We start from the raw sequence: 19,570 nt of genomic DNA on the forward strand, positions 1-19,570 counted from the left end.
CTGCTCCGACCCACCACCCCTCAACCCCCGGAAGGCGAGCCTCCATGACCGACACCCTGCTGTTCAACCCGCGCACCTACGACCCGGCGCACTTCGACCCCGAGACCCGCAGGCTGCTGCGCGCCACCGTGGACTGGTTCGAGGAGCGCGGCAAGCGCCGGCTGATCGAGGACTACCGTTCCCGGGCCTGGCTCGCGGACTTCCTCGCTTTCTCCGCCAAGGAAGGCCTGTTCGCCACCTTCCTCACCCCCGCCTCCGCCGCCGCCGGGCAGGAGGACCGGCGCTGGGACACCGCCCGGATCGCCGCCCTCAACGAGATCTTCGGCTTCTACGGGCTCGACTACTGGTACGCGTGGCAGGTGACCATCCTCGGTCTCGGTCCCGTCTGGCAGAGCGACAACGCCGCCGCCCGCAGCCGCGCGGCCGAACTCCTCGCGCAGGGCGAGGTGTTCGCCTTCGGCCTGTCCGAGAAGACGCACGGCGCCGACATCTACTCCACCGACATGCTGCTGGAGCCCGACGGCGACGGCGGCTTCCGGGCCAGCGGCTCCAAGTACTACATCGGCAACGGCAACGCCGCCGCGATGGTCTCCGTCTTCGGCCGCCGCACCGACGTGGAAGGCCCCGACGGCTATGTCTTCTTCACCGCCGACAGCCGCCACCCCGCGTACCGGCTCGTGAAGAACGTCGTCGACTCCTCCAAGTACGTCAGCGAATTCCGCCTGGAGGACTACCCGGTCGCCGCCGAAGACGTCCTGCACACCGGCCGGGCCGCCTTCGACGCCGCCCTCAACACGGTCAACGTCGGCAAGTTCAACCTGTGCACCGCCTCCATCGGCATCTGCGAGCACGCGATGTACGAGGCCGTCACCCACGCGCAGAACCGCATCCTCTACGGCCGCCCGGTCACCGCTTTCCCGCACGTGCGCCGCGAGCTGACGGACGCGTACGTCCGCCTCGTCGGGATGAAGCTGTTCAGCGACCGCGCCGTCGACTACTTCCGCACCGCCGGCCCCGAGGACCGCCGTTACCTCCTCTTCAACCCGATGACGAAGATGAAGGTGACCACGGAGGGCGAGAAGGTCATCGACCTGATGTGGGACGTCATCGCCGCGAAGGGCTTCGAGAAGGACACCTACTTCGCCGAGGCCGCCGTCGAGATCCGCGGACTGCCCAAGCTGGAGGGGACGGTCCACGTCAACCTCGCGCTCATCCTCAAGTTCATGCGCAACCACCTGCTCAACCCCGCCGAGTACGCGCCCGTCCCGACCCGTCTCGACGCGGCCGACGACACGTTCCTCTTCCGCCAGGGTCCGGCCCGCGGCCTCGGCTCCGTACGCTTCCACGACTGGCGCACCGCGTACGACACGTACGCCGGGGTGGCGAACGTCGGCCGCTTCCGCGAGCAGGCCGACGCTCTGTGCGAGTTCGTCGCCACCGCCGCCCCCGACGAGGAGCAGAGCCGCGACCTCGACCTCCTCCTGGCCGTCGGCCAGCTGTTCGCGCTCGTCGTGCACGGCCAGCTGATCCTGGAGCAGGCGCGCCTGACCGGCCTGGACGAGGACGTGCTGGACGAGCTGTTCTCCGTCCTCGTACGCGACTTCTCCGCGCACGCCGTCGAGCTGTACGGAAAGGACTCCGCCACCGGGCAGCAGCAGAGCTGGGCGCTCGGCGCGGTGCGCCGGCCGGTCGTCGACGAGGCCCGCTCGGCCCGCGTCTGGGAGCGCGTGGAGGCGCTGTCCGGGGCGTACGAGATGGCGCCGTAACCCCCCGGCCGCCGAAACTCCCGGCCCACCGTGCGACAGCGCGCGGTGGGCCGTACCGCTCCCGCGGCTCAGGTCATGCGCAGGCCCGGGCCACCAGAGCGGCCAGCGCACCCGCCAGCGCGTCGAGTCCGGGACCCGCCGGCCCGCCCGGCTCGCTCATGTAGAGGTCGCGCCGGATCTCCACCATCAGTGCGCTGACCCTCGGGTCCTTCCCGTAGTACCGCAGCGGCACGTACGTCCCCGCGAACGGGCTGTCCAGTCCGACGCCGCCGAACGGAGCGAACGCCTGCCGCGCCGCGTCGAGCAGCGGGGCGGGCGTGTGGAAGGGGTCCGTGCCGAGGCAGACCGGCGGGCGCGGCCCGTCGCCGTGGAGTTCATAGGGCAGGGCCTCGGCCGGATACGAGTGGACGTCGAGGACCACGGCCCGCCCGACCGCCGAGAGCCGCTCCTCCACCGCGGCCGTCATCGCCTCGGCGTAGGGGTGGAAATAGCGCTCGATCAGCGGCTTCCCGTCGAAGCCGGCCGGGCGCAGTTCGGCGCGGTGCGTGGTCCGCGTGTAGACCGCGCCCATGCCCCGCGCCGCCATCTCCTCGCGCTCGTCGGGGAATCGCTCGGGGTCCACGACGAGACGCGACAGCCGGTTCACGAACCGCCAGGGCGTGATGCGCGCCTTCGCGGCCGCCCCGGCCGCGATCTCCGCCGTGTGCGCGTCGGTGATGTGGTCCAACTCCCTTTCGAGGTCCCGGTCGTCCAGCACGATCCCGGCCCGGACGTCCGCCGGTACGGCGCGGGAGGAGTGCGGGACGTGCAGGATCACGGGGGAGCCGGGAGCCCCCGGGTGAAGCCGGAAGGAGGCGGACATGTCGCTCATCTGGTTCCTCGCTGCCCTCGCGTACCGGTGAAGTGTCCCCGACATTGTGTCCGGTCCCCTGCGGCCCGCCCGCAACTGCCCTCGCGAGGAGCGGGTAGACGGGGCGGCATGGGAAGGAGCGGCGCAATGACGGGAATTCTGACCGGTACGTGTTCCTGGACGGACAAGGAACTGGTGCGGAGCGGGTGGTATCCGCCGGGCGTGGGGCGCGACGCCGAGGCGCGGCTGAGGCACTACGCCGAGCGGTTCCCCGTGGTGGAGGTCGACGCCACCTACTACGCGCTCCCCAGCAGGCGCAACAGCCTGCTGTGGGCCGAACGCACCCCGCAGGGCTTCCGCTTCGACGTCAAGGCCTTCTCCCTGCTCACCGGCCACCCGACCCGCACGGCCGCCCTGCCCGCCGATCTGCGCGACCACGACCGTGGCGACCCGGGGGTCCTCGACGAGGTCTGGCACCGCTTCAGCAGCGCCCTGCTGCCGCTGCGGGAGACCGGCCGGCTGGGCACCCTGCTGTTCCAGTACCCGCCGTGGTTCACCCCCGGAGCGCGCGCGGAGACCGTCCTCCACCGCATGAGGAAGCGCACCGCAGGGTGGCCGGTGGCCGTGGAGTTCCGGCACGCCGACTGGTGGCGGGAGGACCGGCGGACCCGGACCGCCGCCCTGTTGGAGGACCTGGACGCCACCGCCGTGGCGGTGGACACCGCCCGGTCCCTGCCCGCCTCCATGCCCCCGGTCGCCCCCGTCACCTCCCCGGAACTGGCCGTGGTCCGCTTCCACGGCCGCAGCGCCGCCTGGGGGGCCGGCAGCAAGGAGGACCGCTTCCGCCACACCTACACGGAACGGGAGCTGTGCGAGTGGCTGCCCCGTCTGCACGCCCTGGCGGACCGGGTCGCGCAGCTCCACGTCCTCTTCAACAACTGCTGCGCCGACGCCGCCGTCCGCGCCGCGGGGACCATGCAGCGGCTACTGGCGCCGGGCGGGGCGGACGAGGCAGCCCAGCCGGTCGGCGGTCGTCGGGGCGCCCTCGGCGACGTTCCGGTCGTAGGTGACCTTCTTGACGCTGACCGGCCGTGAGCCGACGGCCACGTCGAGGTGGGCGTCATGGCCGGGGACGACCTGCCGCCTGGCCCCGGGCAGCGCCGCGGCCAGGGTCGCCGCGTCGCTCTCCCGCCCGGGCGCATACCGGATCAACGGGGGTCCGGCCGGACGTACCTTCGGGGCCGCCGCCGAGATGTCGGTGACGACGAACCCGCCCGCGCGCAGGGCCGCGGCCACAGAGGCGTCGTCCACGCGGGCCTTGATGCCGGCCGGGTTGGTGGGCGCAGGCGTCTCGGGTACGGGCTGGATGCGCCGGTCACCCGTGATCCGCCGGTCGGCGGCCAACGCCTCCCACAGGGCCCGGGAGCGTCCCTCGTGCCAGACGAGGGTGGATCCCACGCCGGTGACGCGGTGGTCGAAATCCTTGATCGGTACCGTGGCGAACTCGGTCCGCTCCGCGCGCAGCCGTCCGAGCGCCGTCCCGATGCGGACCAGGTCGGCGAGGTCCGTTCCCTTGTCGGTGCGCACCGACTTGAGCAGCGTCCGTGCGGTACCGGCCGCCGCCGCCGGATCGGCCAGGGCGCCCTCGACGGTGAGGCGGGTCAGCAGGTCGGAGACCGTCCGCTGCTGCCGCCGGACCCGGCCGAGGTCGCCCGGGCGCTCGATGTGCCGGGCGCGGACGTAGCGCAGCGCGACCCGGCCGTCGGCGTGGTGGACGCCCGGGCTCAGGTCGAGTCCCGAGTTCTCGTCCCGGAGGGCCTTGTCGGTGCACAGGGTCGCCCCGCCCAGTCCGTTGACGGCCTGTTCGAAGCCCTTGAAGCCGGTTTCCAGGTAGTGGTCGACATGCAGACCGGTGACCTTCTCCACCGTTTTGACGGTGAGGGCCCCGCCGCCGCGGGCGTACGCGCCGTTGATCTTGCCGCGCACCCCGCTGCCGTCGGCGTACTCCACGTAGGAGTCACGGGGGATGGAGACCACGCTCGCGCGGTCACCGGCCTGCGACAGGTGCACGAGCATCATCACGTCGGTGCAGTTGCACCCCTTGCCTCCGACGTGCAGCCGTTCCTTCTCCGCCTTCGACAGACCGGCCCGGCTGTCGACACCGACGACCAGGATGTTCGTCCCGTGACCCGCGGCGCCTCGGCCGGCGGGCGGACCCGCCCACGCCACCCCGGAGACCAGCGTGGTGAGGAGGGTCAGGGCTGTGGCAAGACGGATCAACGCCTACTCCAAGGAAGCCGGTGAAGCCGGGCGGACCGACGCGTCGCGTGTCGCCGGCCGGCGGATCGGAGGCCGACGCTAGCGACTCCGGCCGGCCGCGCCCCGGCTACACGCCGGAGGCTGGGCCTGTCGGGGCACCGCCGGCACCGTAATGGAGCGACACGTTGTCGACGGCGGGCCGCGCCCGGCCGGCGGGACCGGCGGCGAAGGCCCGCAGGACGTTCCCGGTGACCGTGCGCGTGAACGCCCCGGCCCGACCGTCCAGTCCGTGGTTCGCCCGGCCCCCGCCCGGGCCGCCGGCGTCCAGGGCCTCCACCCGGCGCATCGTGCCCGCGGCGAAGATCCCGGCACCCGACGGCAGCGAGGCGTAGGCCGTGTCCGCGTACGTGTGCCGCTTCTTGCACACCACCGGTGAGTGCGCCAGGACCTCGATCGGCCGCGGCGTGGGGTACCTCAGGTCGATCCGGTCGTACTCCACGCCCACGAGATGGGCGAAGGACTCCCCGGCGACCGCCCCCGTGCCCGCCAGCAGCCAGTGGCCGGGGTGGGTCACCACGTACGGTGCGTCGACCGGGTAGCCGTCGTAGATGACGCCCAGCAGGGCGCTCTCGGGCTCCTGGGCCGGCCGGCGCCGGAAATCGTGGGTGGGCGGCAGTCCGCGCCGGAAGCCGGGATCCTGCGCGTAGTCCTCCTTGTAGCAGACGACGACCCGGTCGGCGCCGATGGGGGAGTCCTCGAACCGGACGCGCCGGTAGCAGCAGTTCGCCCCGAACACGGCCAGGTTCATCCCCTCGTCCCGGGCCTCGGTGACGTGGCGGCGCTGCTCCGGACTCCAGTACTCGTCGTGCCCGGGAGAGACCAGGGCCACGGCCCCGCACAGCAGCTCCCGGTCGCGGGCCACGTCGATCCCCGTGGCGTAGGCCAGGGGCAGGCCCGCCCGCTCCGCGAGCGCGAGCAGCGGAGCCTCGTAGGTCAGGAACAGCCCCGCCCCGTGCGCGTTCGCGTACGGCCGGTCGAAGGTGACCGCGAGCGACCGCGAGCCCTTCTTGCCGGTCGTGCCCTTGTACAAGTCCGCGCCGCCCCAGCGGTTGTACGCCTGCCAGGTCCCGACCGCGTTGAGGAACAGCATCCGCCCGGCGGCGGAGGCGGACCGCACGGTGACCGGGACGTACCGCTGCGCCCGCTCGGCCGCCCCTACGGTGTCCAGCCGCAGCAGATAACTGCCCTCGGGCCAGCCGGTGGTGTCGACGGTGCAGGTCCGCCGCCACGGGGCGCCGACCTGCCTGGTGGCGGGCTCCACCCGGGCCGCGGGCTGGAGCCCGCCGGGCAGCGGGCACGAACGCCACACCAGCCGGGCCCTCCTGCCGCCGTACCAGCCCATGCGGTACGCGGACACGGTGTAGCACTCGGCCGTCGTCGAAACCCGCAGCCCGAGGGCCTCACCCGGCAGTACGGAGGTGCGGTCGGCGAAGCCCTCGATCGCCCGGGCCGGGCCGGCACGGGTGATCCGCCAGTCCCGGTCCCCGGGCCGGCGGTTCTCGGCGCGGACGTCGAGAGGGGCCTGGCCGAGCGCCGCCTCGCCGACCGCCGCCGGCGCGAGCGGGGAGGCGGCAGCGGACCCCGGCGCGGGGAGCGCGAAGGCCGCGGCGAGCCCGAGCACCTGCCTGCGCGCCGGACCCGCTCCGGAACCGGCTCCCATGGGCACCTCCTCGCCTCGTACCGCGGCGCACCGCACGGCACCCGAACGGCACCGATCGGCGGCCGCGACGTGTCACCGGTCTCCGGTGGCGTTCTCCGCCGTCTGGAGAGCCTGGTTGGCGATGGTGATCGCCTCCTGGTCGTGGCCCGTCGCCTTTGCCGTCTGTGCCTGGCTGAGCGACACGCGGAGCAGCTCGACGGTGTGGTCGGGCAGCGCCTTCGACGCCACGACGTCTTCCAGCTTCCGGATGATGTCGTTCGCCAGGTCCTCGGACATGGGACGCGTCTCCTCTGTGGTGGATCAAGGGCGTGTGACGCTGCCACGCCGCGGCGGGCAGGACAAGGCGGCGTGCAGCCGGACCACTCGCACGCGTGACCGGGATGGCCTTCCCGGCCCAGACCGCCGCCCACGGACGGCAGCAGCCCCTGCCCCCGCTCCGGCGCAGGAGCGGGGGCAGGGGCTGCCGGTGGCGGGTGCCCGGGCTCCTACTTCGGAGCCACCCAGACCTGGCGCTTGTTCGTGTTCGCCGTGTGGAGCTGGACCACCGTGCCGTTGGCGGTCGAGCCGCCGGTCACGTCGAGGACCTTGCCCGAGGCCACGTGGACGATCTGCCCCTTGGCGTTGACGGACCAGCGCTGCGCCGCGGTGCCGTTGCAGTCGTAGAGGCTGATCTTGTTGCCGTCGGTGCTCGCGTTGTGCGCGTTGTCCAGGCACTTGCCGAGCGCGCGGAACGTACCGTCCTTGCCCAGGATCCACGACTGCGCCGCGGTGCCGTTGCAGGCGTAGAGCTGGATCTGCGTGCCGTTGGCCGCCTTGCCGCCCTTGACGTCCAGGCACTTGCCGCCGAGTCCGCTCACCTTGCCCTGCGGGGACAGCGCGGCCCCGGCACCTGCGGCAAGACGGCGCAGGCCCTGGACGTCGAACTGCTGGACGTAGGTGCCCGCGCGCTTGTCCTGGTACGCGTACGCCGGCGAGCACATCACCGGGAACTCGCCGGAGTCGCTCCCCTTGACGCAGTCGCTCTTGTTCATGCTGCGGTTGGCGTGCGTCAGGCCCAGCGTGTGGCCGAGCTCGTGGCTGATGTGGTTGCGCATGTACGTCTCGCCCATGGCGGCGGTGGGCTTGCCGTCCGGGGTGAAGAACGAGTCGTCGATGTAGGCGTGTCCGCTGGTCACCGTCTCGGGCAGGGAGGAGGAGGTGAAACCGCAGCTGAGGTTCGCGGTGCCCGACCCGTCGCGGACCACCTTCCAGCCGGTGTTGCCCATGGTGCCGCCCTCGGCCGGCGGAACGCACGGGCGGTGCAGGACGCCCACGACGACCTCGCCCCTGGGCCTGACGTAGTCCCAGCCGACGGGCTTCGTGTCGACGGTGACCGGCAGATTCGTGATGCGTCGCAGGTCGGCGGCGGAGGCCTGCACGTACGGGGCCAGCCAGTCCGCGGACTTCTGGTCGTAGAACTTGATGGTGTAGCCGGTCTGCAGCCACTTCGTCGCACCGCTCAGCTTCCACCCCTCGCCCTGCGGCGGTGTGGGAGTGGAGGTGGGTGTGGGCGTGGGCGTGGCTGCGGGGGCGGCAGCCACGGCCGACCGGGGCGCGCTCCGGGGTGCTTCCGCGCCGAGTGACAGGACGCCGCCCTTGAAGGTCGTGCCGTCGCTGCCGTAGACGGCCGAGTCCTCGGCGTGGGACTCCGGTGCCTGCGCGGTCGCCGGCGCCGTCTGGGCTGCTTCCGGTGCGGGGCTCCCGGTGTCCTCGGTGCCGAAGGCGCTCCAGGAGAGCTGCAGACTTCCCACGACGGCCGCGGCGGCCGCCGCGGCAACGATGGATATCCGGTGCTTGCCAGTCAATCGCACGTGCTCGTTGCCCTCTCGTCAAGAATCACTTCCCGCCGGCCCTGCGGTGGTGGCACGGGCGGATGGGGAATCGAACTGATGATAGGACAGTGGCCAAAAGCCCATGCACGCAGGCCAGTTAGTGTCCCTGCGCCCTCATCTGGTCGCGCTCGCGCCAGGCCTGTTCCCATTGACGGGTCAGGGAGGGGTAGACGATCAGGTACCGGAAGGGCGCGATGGCGGCCATGTAGAGCCGCCCGAACCGCCCGTTGGGCTTGACGAGGACGGCCATCCGCAGCTCGTGGTCGCCGTCGGCCCCCTGGACCCACCCGAGGTGCATCACGGTGTGCACGGTCTTGTTCGCGAGCTCGCGCGCGGACTCCCGGTCGAGTTCGTAGACCGCTTTCAGGGGCATGGCGTCGTTGTCCGGGCCGCGCGGGGCCTCGCGCAGGTCGGCGGGCAGGCGGTCGCGGAGCGAGACGACCCGCTCGCCGACGCCCGCCGACGCCTTGTCCCAGCCGAGGAGCGCCCCGAGCTTCCACCGGATGGCGAACAAGGCCCTCACCGGCCAGGGTTGCTTCGCCGGTCCGCCGGCGGCCTGCATCGCCGCGAGCATCGCCGGGAAGTCGTCGGGGCCGGCCCCGGGAGTGCGGAACGACCACACGTCCTCGACGGTGAAGTCGGGCGTGAGCGCGTGGATGCGCCATGGCTGCTCGGTGTGTGCGGTCTCTGCGAGTCGTGACACGGTTCGACCCCTCGTCTATACGGCACCGTACATGCGATGTGTACGGTAGCGTACACATGTGGCGTGATCAAGGGCCCGCCGCGGATCCCGTGCCTGGGCCGATCGGGTGGCACATGCCCGGCCGAGCCGTGTGAAGGCGGCCAACGGCGCGGGAGCCGGGGTGGAATGGGGTGCCCGGGGTCGCGACCGCTGGACGGTGGTCCCGGCAGGCCGTCTCCTCGCCCTTGAGCCGTCACGTCGCCAGGGGGCGAGGAGACGGCCCAGCGGCCGGGTCCGTGCCCGGACGCGGTGGAGGGTCGGACCGGGTGCGGCGGTGAGGGCCGCCACCTCTGGGGAACGGAGATGCGGCATGCAGGCGAGCGTGGGCGACCGGATCGTGGTGCACGGGCGGATCGTGGGACAGCGCGAGCGGATCGCGGAGGTCATCGAAGTCCTCGGAGAGAACGGCAGCCCGCCCTACCGGGTCCGTTTCGAGGACGGCCACGAGACCCTCATGAGCCCCGGCCCGGACACCGTGGTGCGGCACTTCCAGTAGAGGACCGGGCGCCGCCTGCGCCGACGGCCACGGCGCGAGTACGCCGTCCGCCCGGACTCCGGCAGTCCCTGTCCCGGCGCCGAGGTGTCTGGCCCGGGTCAGGGCGAGACGATCGCGTACGCCCCCTGACCGCGGGCGAATAGGGGCCGACCCGCTCCACCTGGTCGCGGTGGTTGCCCTCGATGCTCACCACCCGCCCGTCGGGCAGGGAACGCGCCGCTGAAGGCGGTGCTGACGTGCACGCCGCCCTTGCGCCAGGTCCAGCCGGCGAACAGGGCGCACCAGGCCTCGCACGGCCCGTACGCGCCGTCCGCCGTCGCCGGCCATGTACACCGGATCGAGCCTGCGCATTCAAACGGGCCGAGGGCCCCCGCGCAGGTGCGGGGGCCCGATGGGTTGAAGGCGACGGGCTCAGTGGCGGGTGCTGGGCACGTAGTCGTAGCAGTAGGCGCGGTAGCCGCCGTCATTGTCGAGAATGCTGTTTCCGGTGCTCGGCCCGACGATTCCGTCCGCCCCGAGGCCCGAAGCCTTCTGGAACTTCACCACCCAGGTCTTGGTATTGGTGCCGAACTTGCCGTCCTGGACGAGCGGGCGTCCCTGGCCGGTGCGCTCGGCCCAGTTGTTCACGGCCAGCTGGACGCACCACACGCCGTGCGTGTTGCCGGAACCGACCGAGATGTTGGAGACCCCGGGGGCCGCACTGGCCGGGGCGGCGAGCACCCCGCCGGCGAGTGCCGTGGCGATGGCGGCGACGGCCGCCGAGGTGGCGAGCTTCTGGCTGAAGTTCATGAGATTCCTCTTCCGGATTCCCCCGGCGAATCCGTGTCGATTCCCCGGAAACGGATGCTGTGGAGGGGTGGTGATGATGTCCGGCCCCTCGGGAATCAATGCTGTCGGCCATGCGATTCGGGGGATTGTAAGAATGCGACCCGGATTATCGGACGGCGTCGATTGCTCGCGATTCGCGCGTGTGCGAGTCGAGGAATCGGCGCGGCGTACGGCCCGTCATCGACTTGAAGTCCCGGTTCAAATGGGCCTGGTCGTGGAAGCCGGCCCGGGCTGCGACACCGGCGGGCGGCACACCGGCGTCCAGCAGGCGCAGGGCGTGGCGGAACCGGACGATCTGGGCGTACGCCTTGGGCGTCACCCCCACCTGCTCCTTGAACAGCCGCTCCAGATGGCGGCGGCTCTGCCGGGTCTCGGCGGCGATCTCGGCCACGGTGCGGCGGCCGGCACTGCGCCGGACGGCCCGGACCGCCAGGGCAACTCCGGGCGCGGCCTGCGGTCCGGCCGCGATCCGCCCCGCCAAGAACCGGTCCAGCGCCGCGAACCTCGCCTCGTGACAGGGGAGTCGGCGCAGCATGCCGACCAGCTGCGCCGCGCCGGGCAGGGCGGGGCCGGGCAGTTCTGCGTACCGGTCGGCGAGTTCGTGCATCGGCACGTCGAAGAGGGAGTACGCCGCCATCGGGGTCAGCGCCACCACGATCCCGGCGGTCCGTCCGGCGCACTCGGTGACGGCCGTCCGCGTACGGACCCCCGCGACCAGCGACACCGGCAGCGCGGGCGGCGACGGCGCGACGGCGTCGTACACCACGAGCGGCGAACCGAAGCCGATGACGAGGGAGACGAGGCCCGTCGGCATGTGCATCCGCCGGACGGACCGGTCCGGAGCGGACGCGAAGCCCCGGTATCCGACCACCGCCCCGCGCAGTGCGGAGCACGGGCTGCCGTACACCGGCGCGTCCGGGCGGGCGCGGGGGCGGGGGGACAGAACGGCTGGGTCTGCGGGCATGCCGGAACCTCGATGGTGGGAGGCGTACGGAGAGGGGGGAGCCGGGACCGGTCGGTCGCGTCGGCGACACCGGAAGTCTTCACGCGGCCGACCCGGGCACGGAAGCCGTGGCGGGTGACACCAACTGCTCCTGAGCGGTAGCTGTCACCGTTGCGATCGGTCGGACGGGGACACGGAAGGGGCGTGCGCTCGTGGGACCGTCCGCCGCCACACCGGCAAGGGTCGGCCCGGGCGGGCGGGGCACGGTCCAGGATGCTGTACATGATCGATTGGATGGGTCAGACCCCGCTGGACCCTTACGGCGAGAACCTCGGGAGGGCCGACGACCATCCCGGTTTCGCGGACGGGGCCTACGTGCAGCGCAGGAACGCGATCGCGGCGCGGGCGGAAGGCCACCGGGTGGGCGAGCCCTCCCCACCCGTGGCCTACACCGAAGCCGAGCACGCCACCTGGCGCAGCGTGCATGCCGCACTGTGGCAGGCCCAGGACACCTGGGCCTGCCCGGAGGTCCTCCGGGCCCGGGCGACCGCGCCGATCCCCGCCGACGGCGTGCCCCAGCACCAGGAGGTGTCCGACGCCCTGGAGGCCCTGACCGGCTTCCGCTTCACCCTCGCGGGCGGCATCGTGCCCAACGCGCGCTTCCTCGGAGCGATGGCCGACGGCTACTTCCACGCCGTGCAGTACGTACGGCACCCCGCCATGCCCCTGTACACCCCGGAACCGGACGTCCTGCACGACGTGTTCGGGCACGGCATCCACCTCGCCGACCCCTTCTTCGCCGACCTCTACCGCACCGTGGGCCGCGCCGCCGCCCGCGTGCACTCGGCCGACGCCCTGGACCTGGTCAGCCGCGTCTACTGGTTCACCCTCGAATACGGCGTCACCCTCCGGGCCGGGGAACCGCGAGCGTACGGGGCGGCGCTGCTGTCCTCCTACGGAGAACTGGGACGCTTCGCCCGGGCCCGGATCCACCCGTTCGACCTCGCCGAGATGGTCCGCCTGCCCTACCAGGTGGCCGGCTACCAGCCGATCCTCTTCGCCGCCGACTCCCTGCCCCACCTCGCCGACATCCTTCACACCTTCCTCGACGAGTTCGACGAGACCACCCGCGACCGCATCGGCCTGCCGCCCCTGCACGAACGCGGCTTCATGGCCCGCCCCCACAGATGACGCCCGGCGGGCGCCGGGCGACGGCCGTTCTCAACGCGCGGGGACGTTCAGGGCCGGAGCCTGAACGACGCTCCCTCTTGCCACTTCGTGCCGTCGAACACCATGAGGTCGACCGACGAGACCCGAGACGTGAAGGGGAGCGAGCCGAGCAGAGCGGCCTCGATCTCGCCCAGCACATCTTCGTCGACTCCTTGAGCGATGGTCAGGTGGGGCAGTACGTCGGCGAATTTGCCGCCGTAGGGAGGGGCCTCCGGCCAGCGTTCGACGATCGCCTCGGTGAGCCGACGCACCTGCGTGTCCGGTTCCGGAACGGCATACAGCACCTCTGGAAACCGTCCGAATCTCGCGAATCGCAGGTTAAAGGCACGATGGCCGCCGATCAGGTCCGCGAGGTCCGCCTGGACGGATCCATCCATCCGGCTGTCGTCGAGGAACGGGAACAGCACGGACGTGCGCCGGCACCCCCGCGCGGGCCGAGGGATCGCGCCGCTCACGCCATGCTCGGACAGCGGGCTCGGCCTCCGGAATCCTGATGACGAGCCCCGTCTGGCCCGCCCGAAAGGTGGTGCTGCCGTCGACCGTCATGACACGGCATCCTGCCACCTCCCGGCAGTTGGCGCGGCATCGGCGGGAACGTGGCGGCAGCGTCGAGGTGGTGCGTAGGGTGCCTGGATGATCGCGACACCAGAGGCCTTCTCGCGGAGCACCATCGAGCGCGAGGGGGAGGCCGGAGCGGCGTGGCTCGGCGAACTGCCCGGGATCGTGGAGGAACTGCTGGGACGCTGGACGTGCGCGCCGGACGGTGAGGTGCTGCACGGTGGCGTCGGCGTCATCGTCCCGGTGCGCCGGGAGGGCCACGGGCCCGCGGTGCTGAAGGTGTCCTTCCCCCACCCCGGGAACGTCCACGAACCGGACGCCTTCGCGGCATGGGGCGGCCGCGGGGCGGTGCGCATGCACGAGCGCGACGACGCCTGCTTCGCGATGCTGCTGGAGCGGGCCCGGACGTCGACCCTGGCGGAGGTCGAGGACGGCGACCGGGTCGCGACGGTCGCCGGGCGGATCAGCCGCCGACTGGCCGTACCCGCGCCGGACGGTCTGCCCCGGCTGCGGGACCGGGCCGGCGCCTGGGAAGCGGAGCTGCGCAAGGATGCCCGGGAGCTGACGCACACCTTGTCGCCGTACGTGGTGGACGCCGCGCTGGCGACCGTCCGCGAGCTGGCCGGCGTCCAGCCGGACACGCTCGTCCACGGCGACCTCCATGCCGGGAACATCCTGCGCGCCGACCGTGAGCCGTGGCTGGCCGTGGACCCCAAGGGGTACGCGGGGGACCCCGCCTACGACGGCGGCACCCTGCTGAAGTCCCACGCGCTGCGGTTCCTGGCAGGGGGTGACCCGCGCACGCTGGTGCACCGCACGCTCGACGTCTTCGCCGAGGCCGCCGGACTCGATCGCGAACGGGTCGGGCGCTGGGCCCAACTGCACGCCGTCCAGACCGCGTTCCGGGGCCGTCGGCACGGGTACCGCATCGCCCGCAGCGGGCCGCAACGGGACCGGTTCACCGCGTACGCAGACGCCCTGGCGAGGCTGCTCACGGAGCGCATCTGAGCGGGGCCGGCAGGGCGGTTCGCCGTGCTCCGAAGCCCTGCGGGGTCAGCGGTGGCGGGTCAGGGCCGCAGGGGCACCGGCCGACTGTGCTCCCTCGGACTCCAGCGTCAAGCGGTCCGGCTCCGCCATCGTCACCACGTAGAGGTTGTTCCGGGGGCAGTCGAAGGTGGCCGCGCCGTCGGTGGGGTGACTGGTCACGGCCGCGAGGACCACGCCGGCCCCGCTGACCTGCCGCAGCTCAAGCGCCTCGGTGCATCCCAGGTTCCGCCCGGTGGAGAGCTCCTTGACCTCGCTGACCTGCCGGCCCACGAGTTCGCCCACGGCCCCGGCGCGCAGGGTGACCGTGACGGAGAACTCGCCCGTCCTCGCCCGTGTGATGCCGTCCGCGTCCGGTGTGCCGGGCCCGACGCCGGACCACGTACCGACCCACGCCGCGGGCAGCGACGACGAGGAGGAAGACCGTTCGGACGGTGACGGTGACGGTGACGGCTTGGGGGACGCGGCCTTGCCGCCGTCGCCTTCGCCCCCGTCGGGCAGCAGGACCAGGAGCGTGACCACCGCAGCAAGGACCGCGGCGCCGGCCGCCGCCCCGATCGCCCGGGCACGGCGGGACACCCGCCCACCGGGGCGCCCGGAGGAGGCGGGGAGGGGGAGCGGAGTGCCGGGAGCCGTGGCCGGGTACGCCGGAGCCGTCGCCGGCACCGGCGGCCGGGAAGCGGCCGGGATCTCCCCCACCGGAGCAGCGGATACGGGCGGTTGTGAGGGCTCCAGGAGCCGCCCGAGCCCGGCCTCCCGGCGGCCGACCTCCGCCAGCAGGGCCGCCGGCACCACCCCGCCCCAGCCCTCCTCCTCGGCGGCCCCGAGCCGCGCCCGCACCTCCTCGGCGGTCGGGCGCCGGTCCGGATCCTTGGCGAGGCACTCCTTCACCAGCGGCACGAGCGATTCCGGGACGCCGTCGAGCACGGGCTCGTCGTGGACGATCCGGTACAGGAGGGCCGGCAGACTCAGCTCCTCACCGCCCGCCAGGAAGGGGCTGCGGCCGGTGGCCGCGTACACGAGGACGGCGGCGAGGGAGAACACGTCGGCCGGCGCCTCGGCCAGGGAGCCGGTCGCCTGCTCCGGCGCGAGATAGCCGGGCGTACCGATGACGGCGCCCGTCCGGGTGCGGCGCGGGTCCCGTACGGCGCGGGCGATCCCGAAATCGATGAGGTAGGGCCGCTCCCTGCCCAGCAGCACGTTCGCCGGCTTGATGTCGCGGTGGACCACCCCTGCCGCCCGCACGGCGACGAGCGCGGCCGACAGCTCCCGGGCCAGGCACTGGACGGCCGGCTCCGCCAGGGGCCCCTGCCCGCGCACCCAGTCGGCCAGCGAGGGCGCGGCGACGTACTCCGTCGCCAGCCACTGCGGCGACGCGTCCGGCGGGCTGAAGTCCACCACCGAGACCGTCCACGGGGAGCGCACGCGGTCGTTGGTGCGTATCTCCCGGGCGAACCGTGCGGCGAAGTCCGGCTCCAGGCTCAGCTCCCGGTGGACGGTCTTGAGGGCCAGCGGGCGGCCGGAGGCCGTCCGGGCGAGGAACACCTCACCCATGCCTCCCGCGCCGAGCCGCGCCAGCAGGCGGTACCCGCCGATCTCCCGCGGATCAACGGGCTGCAGAGACTCCACGAACTCCACCGGTCCTCACGGCCGTTGCCCACCCACACGGTGCGGGGGTCCATCCGGTGAGCCACCTTAGAGGACGAGCCCCGGGACGCACCCCCGGACCCCCGCCCCGCCCGCTGTCACCCGTTCGGCCTACGTGAGGAGGCTCGGCCTTCCGGGTGGCCCTACCGTCGAAAGGACGTGTGACGTGTGCCGTGGCGCGCCCGCGCGGCCCCTGTACGAGGGAGGACGGTATGGGCTTCACCAGGACGACCGCCGTAGCCGTGGCCGCAGCCGCAGCTCTGGCGGCGCTGACCGCCCCCGCGGGGGCCGACACCGGGGATCCGGCGCCCGCCCACCGGGCCAGGGCCGCTTCCTCGGACGGCCCGTGGGAGTACTGCGGTACGGGGTGGTACGGGGGCCTGGCGGTCCATACGCAGGTCAGGCGCCTGTGCCCCACCGCCCTGCAGGTGGCGCAGGCGTTCCACGGGGCGTCGCAGCAGGCGCCCCGCAGGGCCGAGGAGCCCGTGACCGTACGCGTCGACGACGTGCCGTGGCGGTGCGAAACCCGCGAAGGCTCCCCCAATCCGTACATCGCCTGCGTCAACCAGAACGACCGGAGCGAGGAATTCCAGCTGAACTCCTGACCGCGCGGACAGCAGTCACTGCGAAAAGAGGGTCATCGTCATGCGTACATCGCCCCCGCGCCTGGCGGCCGCCGCCCTGTTGGGCACCGTCCTGGCTGCCGTATCGGCCGTCACCGCGGCCGCGGACCCCACCCCGAGGCCTTCCCCGGAGTACAAGGTCGGGACGGTCCTCGCCGGCAGCATCGACGGGATGCCGTACTGCCCCGTCGGCTACGGCTTCGTGGTCATCGACCGCGACCAGGCCGTGCTGGTCGCGGGCAGCGGCAACTTCATCAACGCGGTCCTCCGGCGCGGTCAGACGGTCGACGACGCGCAGGACGGAACGCTCACCTTCAACCGGGACGGCAAGAGCATCACCTACAACGACTACGAACACCACCACGGCGGACGGGTCACCGAAGTCTGCAAGCCCCACACGTAGGCGGTCCGGCCCGCGCCTGTCGTTCCCGCCACCGGTGCCGAGCCGCCGGACGCGCCTCAGCGGTTCCCGGCACGGTCGAGCTCGGCGTCGAGTTCGGCGTCGAGGGCGAGGGCGGCCGTTATGAGGGCGAGGTGGGTGAAGGCCTGGGGGAAGTTGCCGAGCTGCTCGCCGGTGGGGCCGATCTCCTCCGCGAACAGGCCGACGTGGTTGGCGTAGGTGAGCATCTTGTCGAAGGCGTAACGCGCCTGCTCCAGCCGGCCCGCCCGGGCGAGGGCGTACACGTACAGGAAGCTGCAGAAGGAGAAGGTGCCCTCCGAGCCCCGGAGGCCGTCGGGCGAGGCAGCGGGGTCGTAGCGGTAGACGAGGCTGTCGGAGACGAGCTCGGCGTCGAGGGCGTCCAGGGTGGAGAGCCAGCGCGGGTCCTTCGGAGGGACGAAGCCGACGAGGGGCATCAGTAGCAGGGAGGCGTCCAGGACGGTACTGCCGTAGTGCTGGACGAAGGCCCGGCGCTCCTCGCTCCAGCCGCGGGTCATGACCTGGTGCAGGATGGCGTCGCGCGTGGCGGTCCAGCGGGTCAGGTCGCCGGGCCGGGCGTTGGCCGTGGCCTGGCGGATCCCGCGGTCGACGGCGACCCAGCACATCACGCGGCTGTACGTGAAGTCCTGCCGGCCGCCGCGGGTCTCCCAGATGCCCTCGTCGGGGCGGTCCCAGTGGTCGCAGAGCCAGTCCAGCACGGCTGCGGAGCGCATCCAGGCGTCGTAGCCGACGACATCGCCGGTCTGGCCGGCCTGTGCGAGGGCGTAGACGGCCTCGCCGTAGATGTCCAGCTGGAGCTGCGCCGCGGCGCCGTTGCCCGCACGGACCGGGGCCGAGGCGCGCCAGCCCTCCAGATGGGGGAGGACCTCCTCGTCCAGGTGGGGGTCGCCGTCGATGCGGTACATGATCTGCAGGGGCTCACGGTCCGGGGCACCGCCGTCCGCGAGGCGCTTGCCGATCCAGTTGCGGAAGGCGGTCGCCTCCTCCGTGAAGCCGAGGTCGCGCATGGCGCGGACGGAGAGCGAGGCGTCGCGGATCCAGGTGTAGCGGTAGTCCCAGTTGCGCTCGCCGCCCTCCTGCTCGGGCAGGCCCATGGTGGCGGCGGCGATCGGGCCGCCGGTGGGGGCGTAGGTCAGGAGCTTGAGCGTGATGGCCGAGCGGTTGACCGTCTGCTGCCAGCGTCCGCGATAGGTGCAGCGGCCGATCCAGGAGTGCCAGAAGCGGCGCACGGCGGTGAACTTCTCCGCCATGTACGCCGCGGTCACGGGCGGCGGGGGCCCGCTCGCGCTGTCGCAGACCGTCAGCGCGACGGCCGCGTACTCGCCGGCGTCGAGGACCACGGCGGCGCGTACGTCCGTCCCCTCCGCCTCCAGCGGCACGGCCCCGGTGGACTGCAGGTACGCGGTGAGGCCAGGGCCGTCGAAGCGGGCGGTGGCCCCGTCCAGCGCCAGGCCGTGCCCCGCCCGGCCGTAGTCGAAGCGGGGGCGGCACTCCAGGGTGAAACGCACGGTCCCGCGGACCACCCGCAGGATCCGCACCACCTGGTGGCGGTCGGTGGCGGTGTGCGGGTCGTCGACGGGCATGAAGTCGACGACCTCGCCGACGCCCTCGGTGGTGAGGAAACGGGTGACCAGGACGGCGGTGTCGGCCAGGTAGAGCTGGCGGGTGGTCAGGCCGGGAGCATCGGCGGTGATCGCGAAGTATCCGCCCCGGTCGTGGTCGAGCAGGCCCGCGAAGACGCTGGGCGAGTCGAAGCGCGGTGAACAGAACCAGTTGAGCACGCCCTCGGAGGAAACGAGCGCACAGGTCTGCAGATCCCCGATCAGGCCGTGCTCGGCGATCGGCGGGTAGCGGCGCATGCTTTCTCCACGACGGTGCAGGGGCTGCCCGGCCGGGCAGCGGCGAGGACGGCCCCTCTCCTTCTCCTCTGGCCTCCTTCACCTTTGGCCACGGCGGGGGAGAGGTCCATCAGGGCTGCGCCGTCCGGGTCAAGCGGCATGCCGCGGGACGGCTTTCCCGGCGTTCGGAGGAGGACCGGAGCGGGGGCTACGCTCCCGGGATGGAACGCGCTGAGATCCTGAAGCGAGTCATCGGCATCCTCACGGAGGCCCAGGAGATCCGTCGAGCGGTGGAAGCCGGGGAGGAGGACGAGGACCATCCCGAACTGGAATCGCGGGTGGTGACGCAGCTGCTGAACGAGATGCTCCCCTCGATCAGCGTGCCGGCCGATGCCGCCCCGCAGGAGGTGGCCCGCCTGGTCGCGGCCGCGCTCGGCCCCGCTCTGCAGACCATGGCCGCCGGATTCAGCCTGGCCTTCACCAGTCTCGCCATGGCGCACGACGCCGGCCAGACGGACGTCTCCTCGATCGAAGTCCTCCAGACCCTGGCCCTCCAGGTGGAGGCGGGATTCTTCGACGAAGGCGCCTGACCCCGCCCGACCGCGCCCGGCCCCGCCTGGACAGCGCCGGAGGCCGGCCTCCCGGCGAGGGCAGTGGTCCCCGCCGCACATGCCGTCTTGCCCGGCCCCCGCGGGGGCGGGGCCGACGCGTTCGGT

19 protein-coding genes are annotated in these 19,570 nt (G+C 72.7%); 8 read left to right on the forward strand and 11 right to left on the reverse strand.

Translation table 11 applies throughout. From position 1 onward, the window contains the following. The first annotated feature begins 44 nt into the window (after nt 1-44). Complete coding sequence (locus ABZ128_RS24875) at nt 45-1,766, forward strand: acyl-CoA dehydrogenase family protein (RefSeq protein ID WP_356851015.1); 1,722 nt, start codon at nt 45-47, stop codon at nt 1,764-1,766. Between the two features lie 73 nt (nt 1,767-1,839). On the opposite strand, the gene ABZ128_RS24880 is transcribed toward ABZ128_RS24875, so the two are convergent. Next, nucleotides 1,840-2,637, reverse strand: coding sequence for an N-formylglutamate amidohydrolase (locus tag ABZ128_RS24880; protein WP_356851016.1), 798 nt, complete (start codon nt 2,635-2,637; stop codon nt 1,840-1,842). 126 nt (nt 2,638-2,763) lie between these two features. Here ABZ128_RS24880 and ABZ128_RS24885 point away from each other — a divergent pair, with 126 nt between their 5' ends. Next, nucleotides 2,764-3,711 (forward strand): DUF72 domain-containing protein, encoded by a 948-nt coding sequence (locus tag ABZ128_RS24885; protein ID WP_356851017.1) that lies wholly within the window; start codon nt 2,764-2,766, stop codon nt 3,709-3,711. Here the strand turns inward: ABZ128_RS24885 and ABZ128_RS24890 are convergent. From ABZ128_RS24890 to ABZ128_RS24910, 5 genes are all read right to left on the reverse strand, one after another. Next, the gene (locus ABZ128_RS24890; RefSeq protein ID WP_356851018.1) at nt 3,601-4,896 is read right to left on the reverse strand and encodes an LCP family protein; all 1,296 of its coding nucleotides are present in this window, start codon (nt 4,894-4,896) and stop codon (nt 3,601-3,603) included. The genes ABZ128_RS24885 and ABZ128_RS24890 overlap by 111 nt on opposite strands. A gap of 106 nt (nt 4,897-5,002) precedes the next feature. Next, on the reverse strand, nt 5,003-6,595 hold the full coding sequence (locus ABZ128_RS24895) for a N,N-dimethylformamidase beta subunit family domain-containing protein (protein ID WP_356851019.1): 1,593 nt from the start codon (nt 6,593-6,595) through the stop codon (nt 5,003-5,005). A 72-nt stretch (nt 6,596-6,667) separates the two neighbouring features. After that, the gene (locus ABZ128_RS24900) at nt 6,668-6,871 is read right to left on the reverse strand and encodes a hypothetical protein (protein WP_356851020.1); all 204 of its coding nucleotides are present in this window, start codon (nt 6,869-6,871) and stop codon (nt 6,668-6,670) included. Between the two features lie 209 nt (nt 6,872-7,080). Beyond that, nucleotides 7,081-8,445, reverse strand: a complete 1,365-nt coding sequence (locus tag ABZ128_RS24905) for a ricin-type beta-trefoil lectin domain protein (protein WP_356851021.1) — start codon at nt 8,443-8,445, stop codon at nt 7,081-7,083. Nucleotides 8,446-8,563: 118 nt separating this feature from the next. Next, nucleotides 8,564-9,169, reverse strand: a complete 606-nt coding sequence (locus ABZ128_RS24910) for a DUF2867 domain-containing protein (RefSeq protein ID WP_356851022.1) — start codon at nt 9,167-9,169, stop codon at nt 8,564-8,566. 349 nt (nt 9,170-9,518) lie between these two features. On the opposite strand from ABZ128_RS24910, the gene ABZ128_RS24915 reads away from it, so the two are divergent. Further along, entirely contained in the window at nt 9,519-9,704 is a 186-nt protein-coding gene (locus ABZ128_RS24915; protein WP_356851023.1) for a DUF1918 domain-containing protein, read from the forward strand. Nucleotides 9,705-10,115: 411 nt separating this feature from the next. Here ABZ128_RS24915 and ABZ128_RS24920 read toward each other — a convergent pair whose 3' ends face one another. Both ABZ128_RS24920 and ABZ128_RS24925 read right to left on the reverse strand, forming a co-directional pair. Then, nucleotides 10,116-10,493 (reverse strand): peptidoglycan-binding domain-containing protein, encoded by a 378-nt coding sequence (locus ABZ128_RS24920; RefSeq protein WP_356851024.1) that lies wholly within the window; start codon nt 10,491-10,493, stop codon nt 10,116-10,118. A 145-nt stretch (nt 10,494-10,638) separates the two neighbouring features. After that, nucleotides 10,639-11,496 (reverse strand): helix-turn-helix domain-containing protein, encoded by an 858-nt coding sequence (locus ABZ128_RS24925; RefSeq protein ID WP_356851025.1) that lies wholly within the window; start codon nt 11,494-11,496, stop codon nt 10,639-10,641. 273 nt (nt 11,497-11,769) lie between these two features. Between ABZ128_RS24925 and ABZ128_RS24930 the strand changes: the two genes are divergently transcribed. Then, entirely contained in the window at nt 11,770-12,666 is an 897-nt protein-coding gene (locus ABZ128_RS24930) for a phenylalanine 4-monooxygenase (RefSeq protein ID WP_356851026.1), read from the forward strand. Between the two features lie 47 nt (nt 12,667-12,713). Here the strand turns inward: ABZ128_RS24930 and ABZ128_RS24935 are convergent, their stop codons facing one another. Then, entirely contained in the window at nt 12,714-13,160 is a 447-nt protein-coding gene (locus ABZ128_RS24935) for a 2'-5' RNA ligase family protein (RefSeq protein WP_356851027.1), read from the reverse strand. Nucleotides 13,161-13,338: 178 nt separating this feature from the next. Between ABZ128_RS24935 and ABZ128_RS24940 the strand changes: the two genes are divergently transcribed. Continuing rightward, complete coding sequence (locus tag ABZ128_RS24940; RefSeq protein WP_356851028.1) at nt 13,339-14,271, forward strand: aminoglycoside phosphotransferase family protein; 933 nt, start codon at nt 13,339-13,341, stop codon at nt 14,269-14,271. A 45-nt stretch (nt 14,272-14,316) separates the two neighbouring features. Here ABZ128_RS24940 and ABZ128_RS24945 read toward each other — a convergent pair whose 3' ends face one another. Beyond that, complete coding sequence (locus ABZ128_RS24945; protein ID WP_356851029.1) at nt 14,317-15,936, reverse strand: serine/threonine-protein kinase; 1,620 nt, start codon at nt 15,934-15,936, stop codon at nt 14,317-14,319. A 230-nt stretch (nt 15,937-16,166) separates the two neighbouring features. Here ABZ128_RS24945 and ABZ128_RS24950 point away from each other — a divergent pair, with 230 nt between their 5' ends. Further along, entirely contained in the window at nt 16,167-16,559 is a 393-nt protein-coding gene (locus ABZ128_RS24950) for a hypothetical protein (protein ID WP_356851030.1), read from the forward strand. A 40-nt stretch (nt 16,560-16,599) separates the two neighbouring features. Next, nucleotides 16,600-16,980, forward strand: a complete 381-nt coding sequence (locus ABZ128_RS24955; protein ID WP_356851031.1) for a hypothetical protein — start codon at nt 16,600-16,602, stop codon at nt 16,978-16,980. 56 nt (nt 16,981-17,036) lie between these two features. Here the strand turns inward: ABZ128_RS24955 and ABZ128_RS24960 are convergent, their stop codons facing one another. Next, nucleotides 17,037-18,875, reverse strand: coding sequence for a glycoside hydrolase family 15 protein (locus tag ABZ128_RS24960; RefSeq protein WP_356851032.1), 1,839 nt, complete (start codon nt 18,873-18,875; stop codon nt 17,037-17,039). A gap of 200 nt (nt 18,876-19,075) precedes the next feature. On the opposite strand from ABZ128_RS24960, the gene ABZ128_RS24965 reads away from it, so the two are divergent. Further along, complete coding sequence (locus tag ABZ128_RS24965; RefSeq protein ID WP_356851033.1) at nt 19,076-19,444, forward strand: hypothetical protein; 369 nt, start codon at nt 19,076-19,078, stop codon at nt 19,442-19,444. Nucleotides 19,445-19,570: the final 126 nt, after the last annotated feature.

The sequence above is a fragment of the Streptomyces sp. NPDC006326 genome (genome assembly GCF_040612915.1).
Lineage (GTDB): Bacteria > Actinomycetota > Actinomycetes > Streptomycetales > Streptomycetaceae > Streptomyces.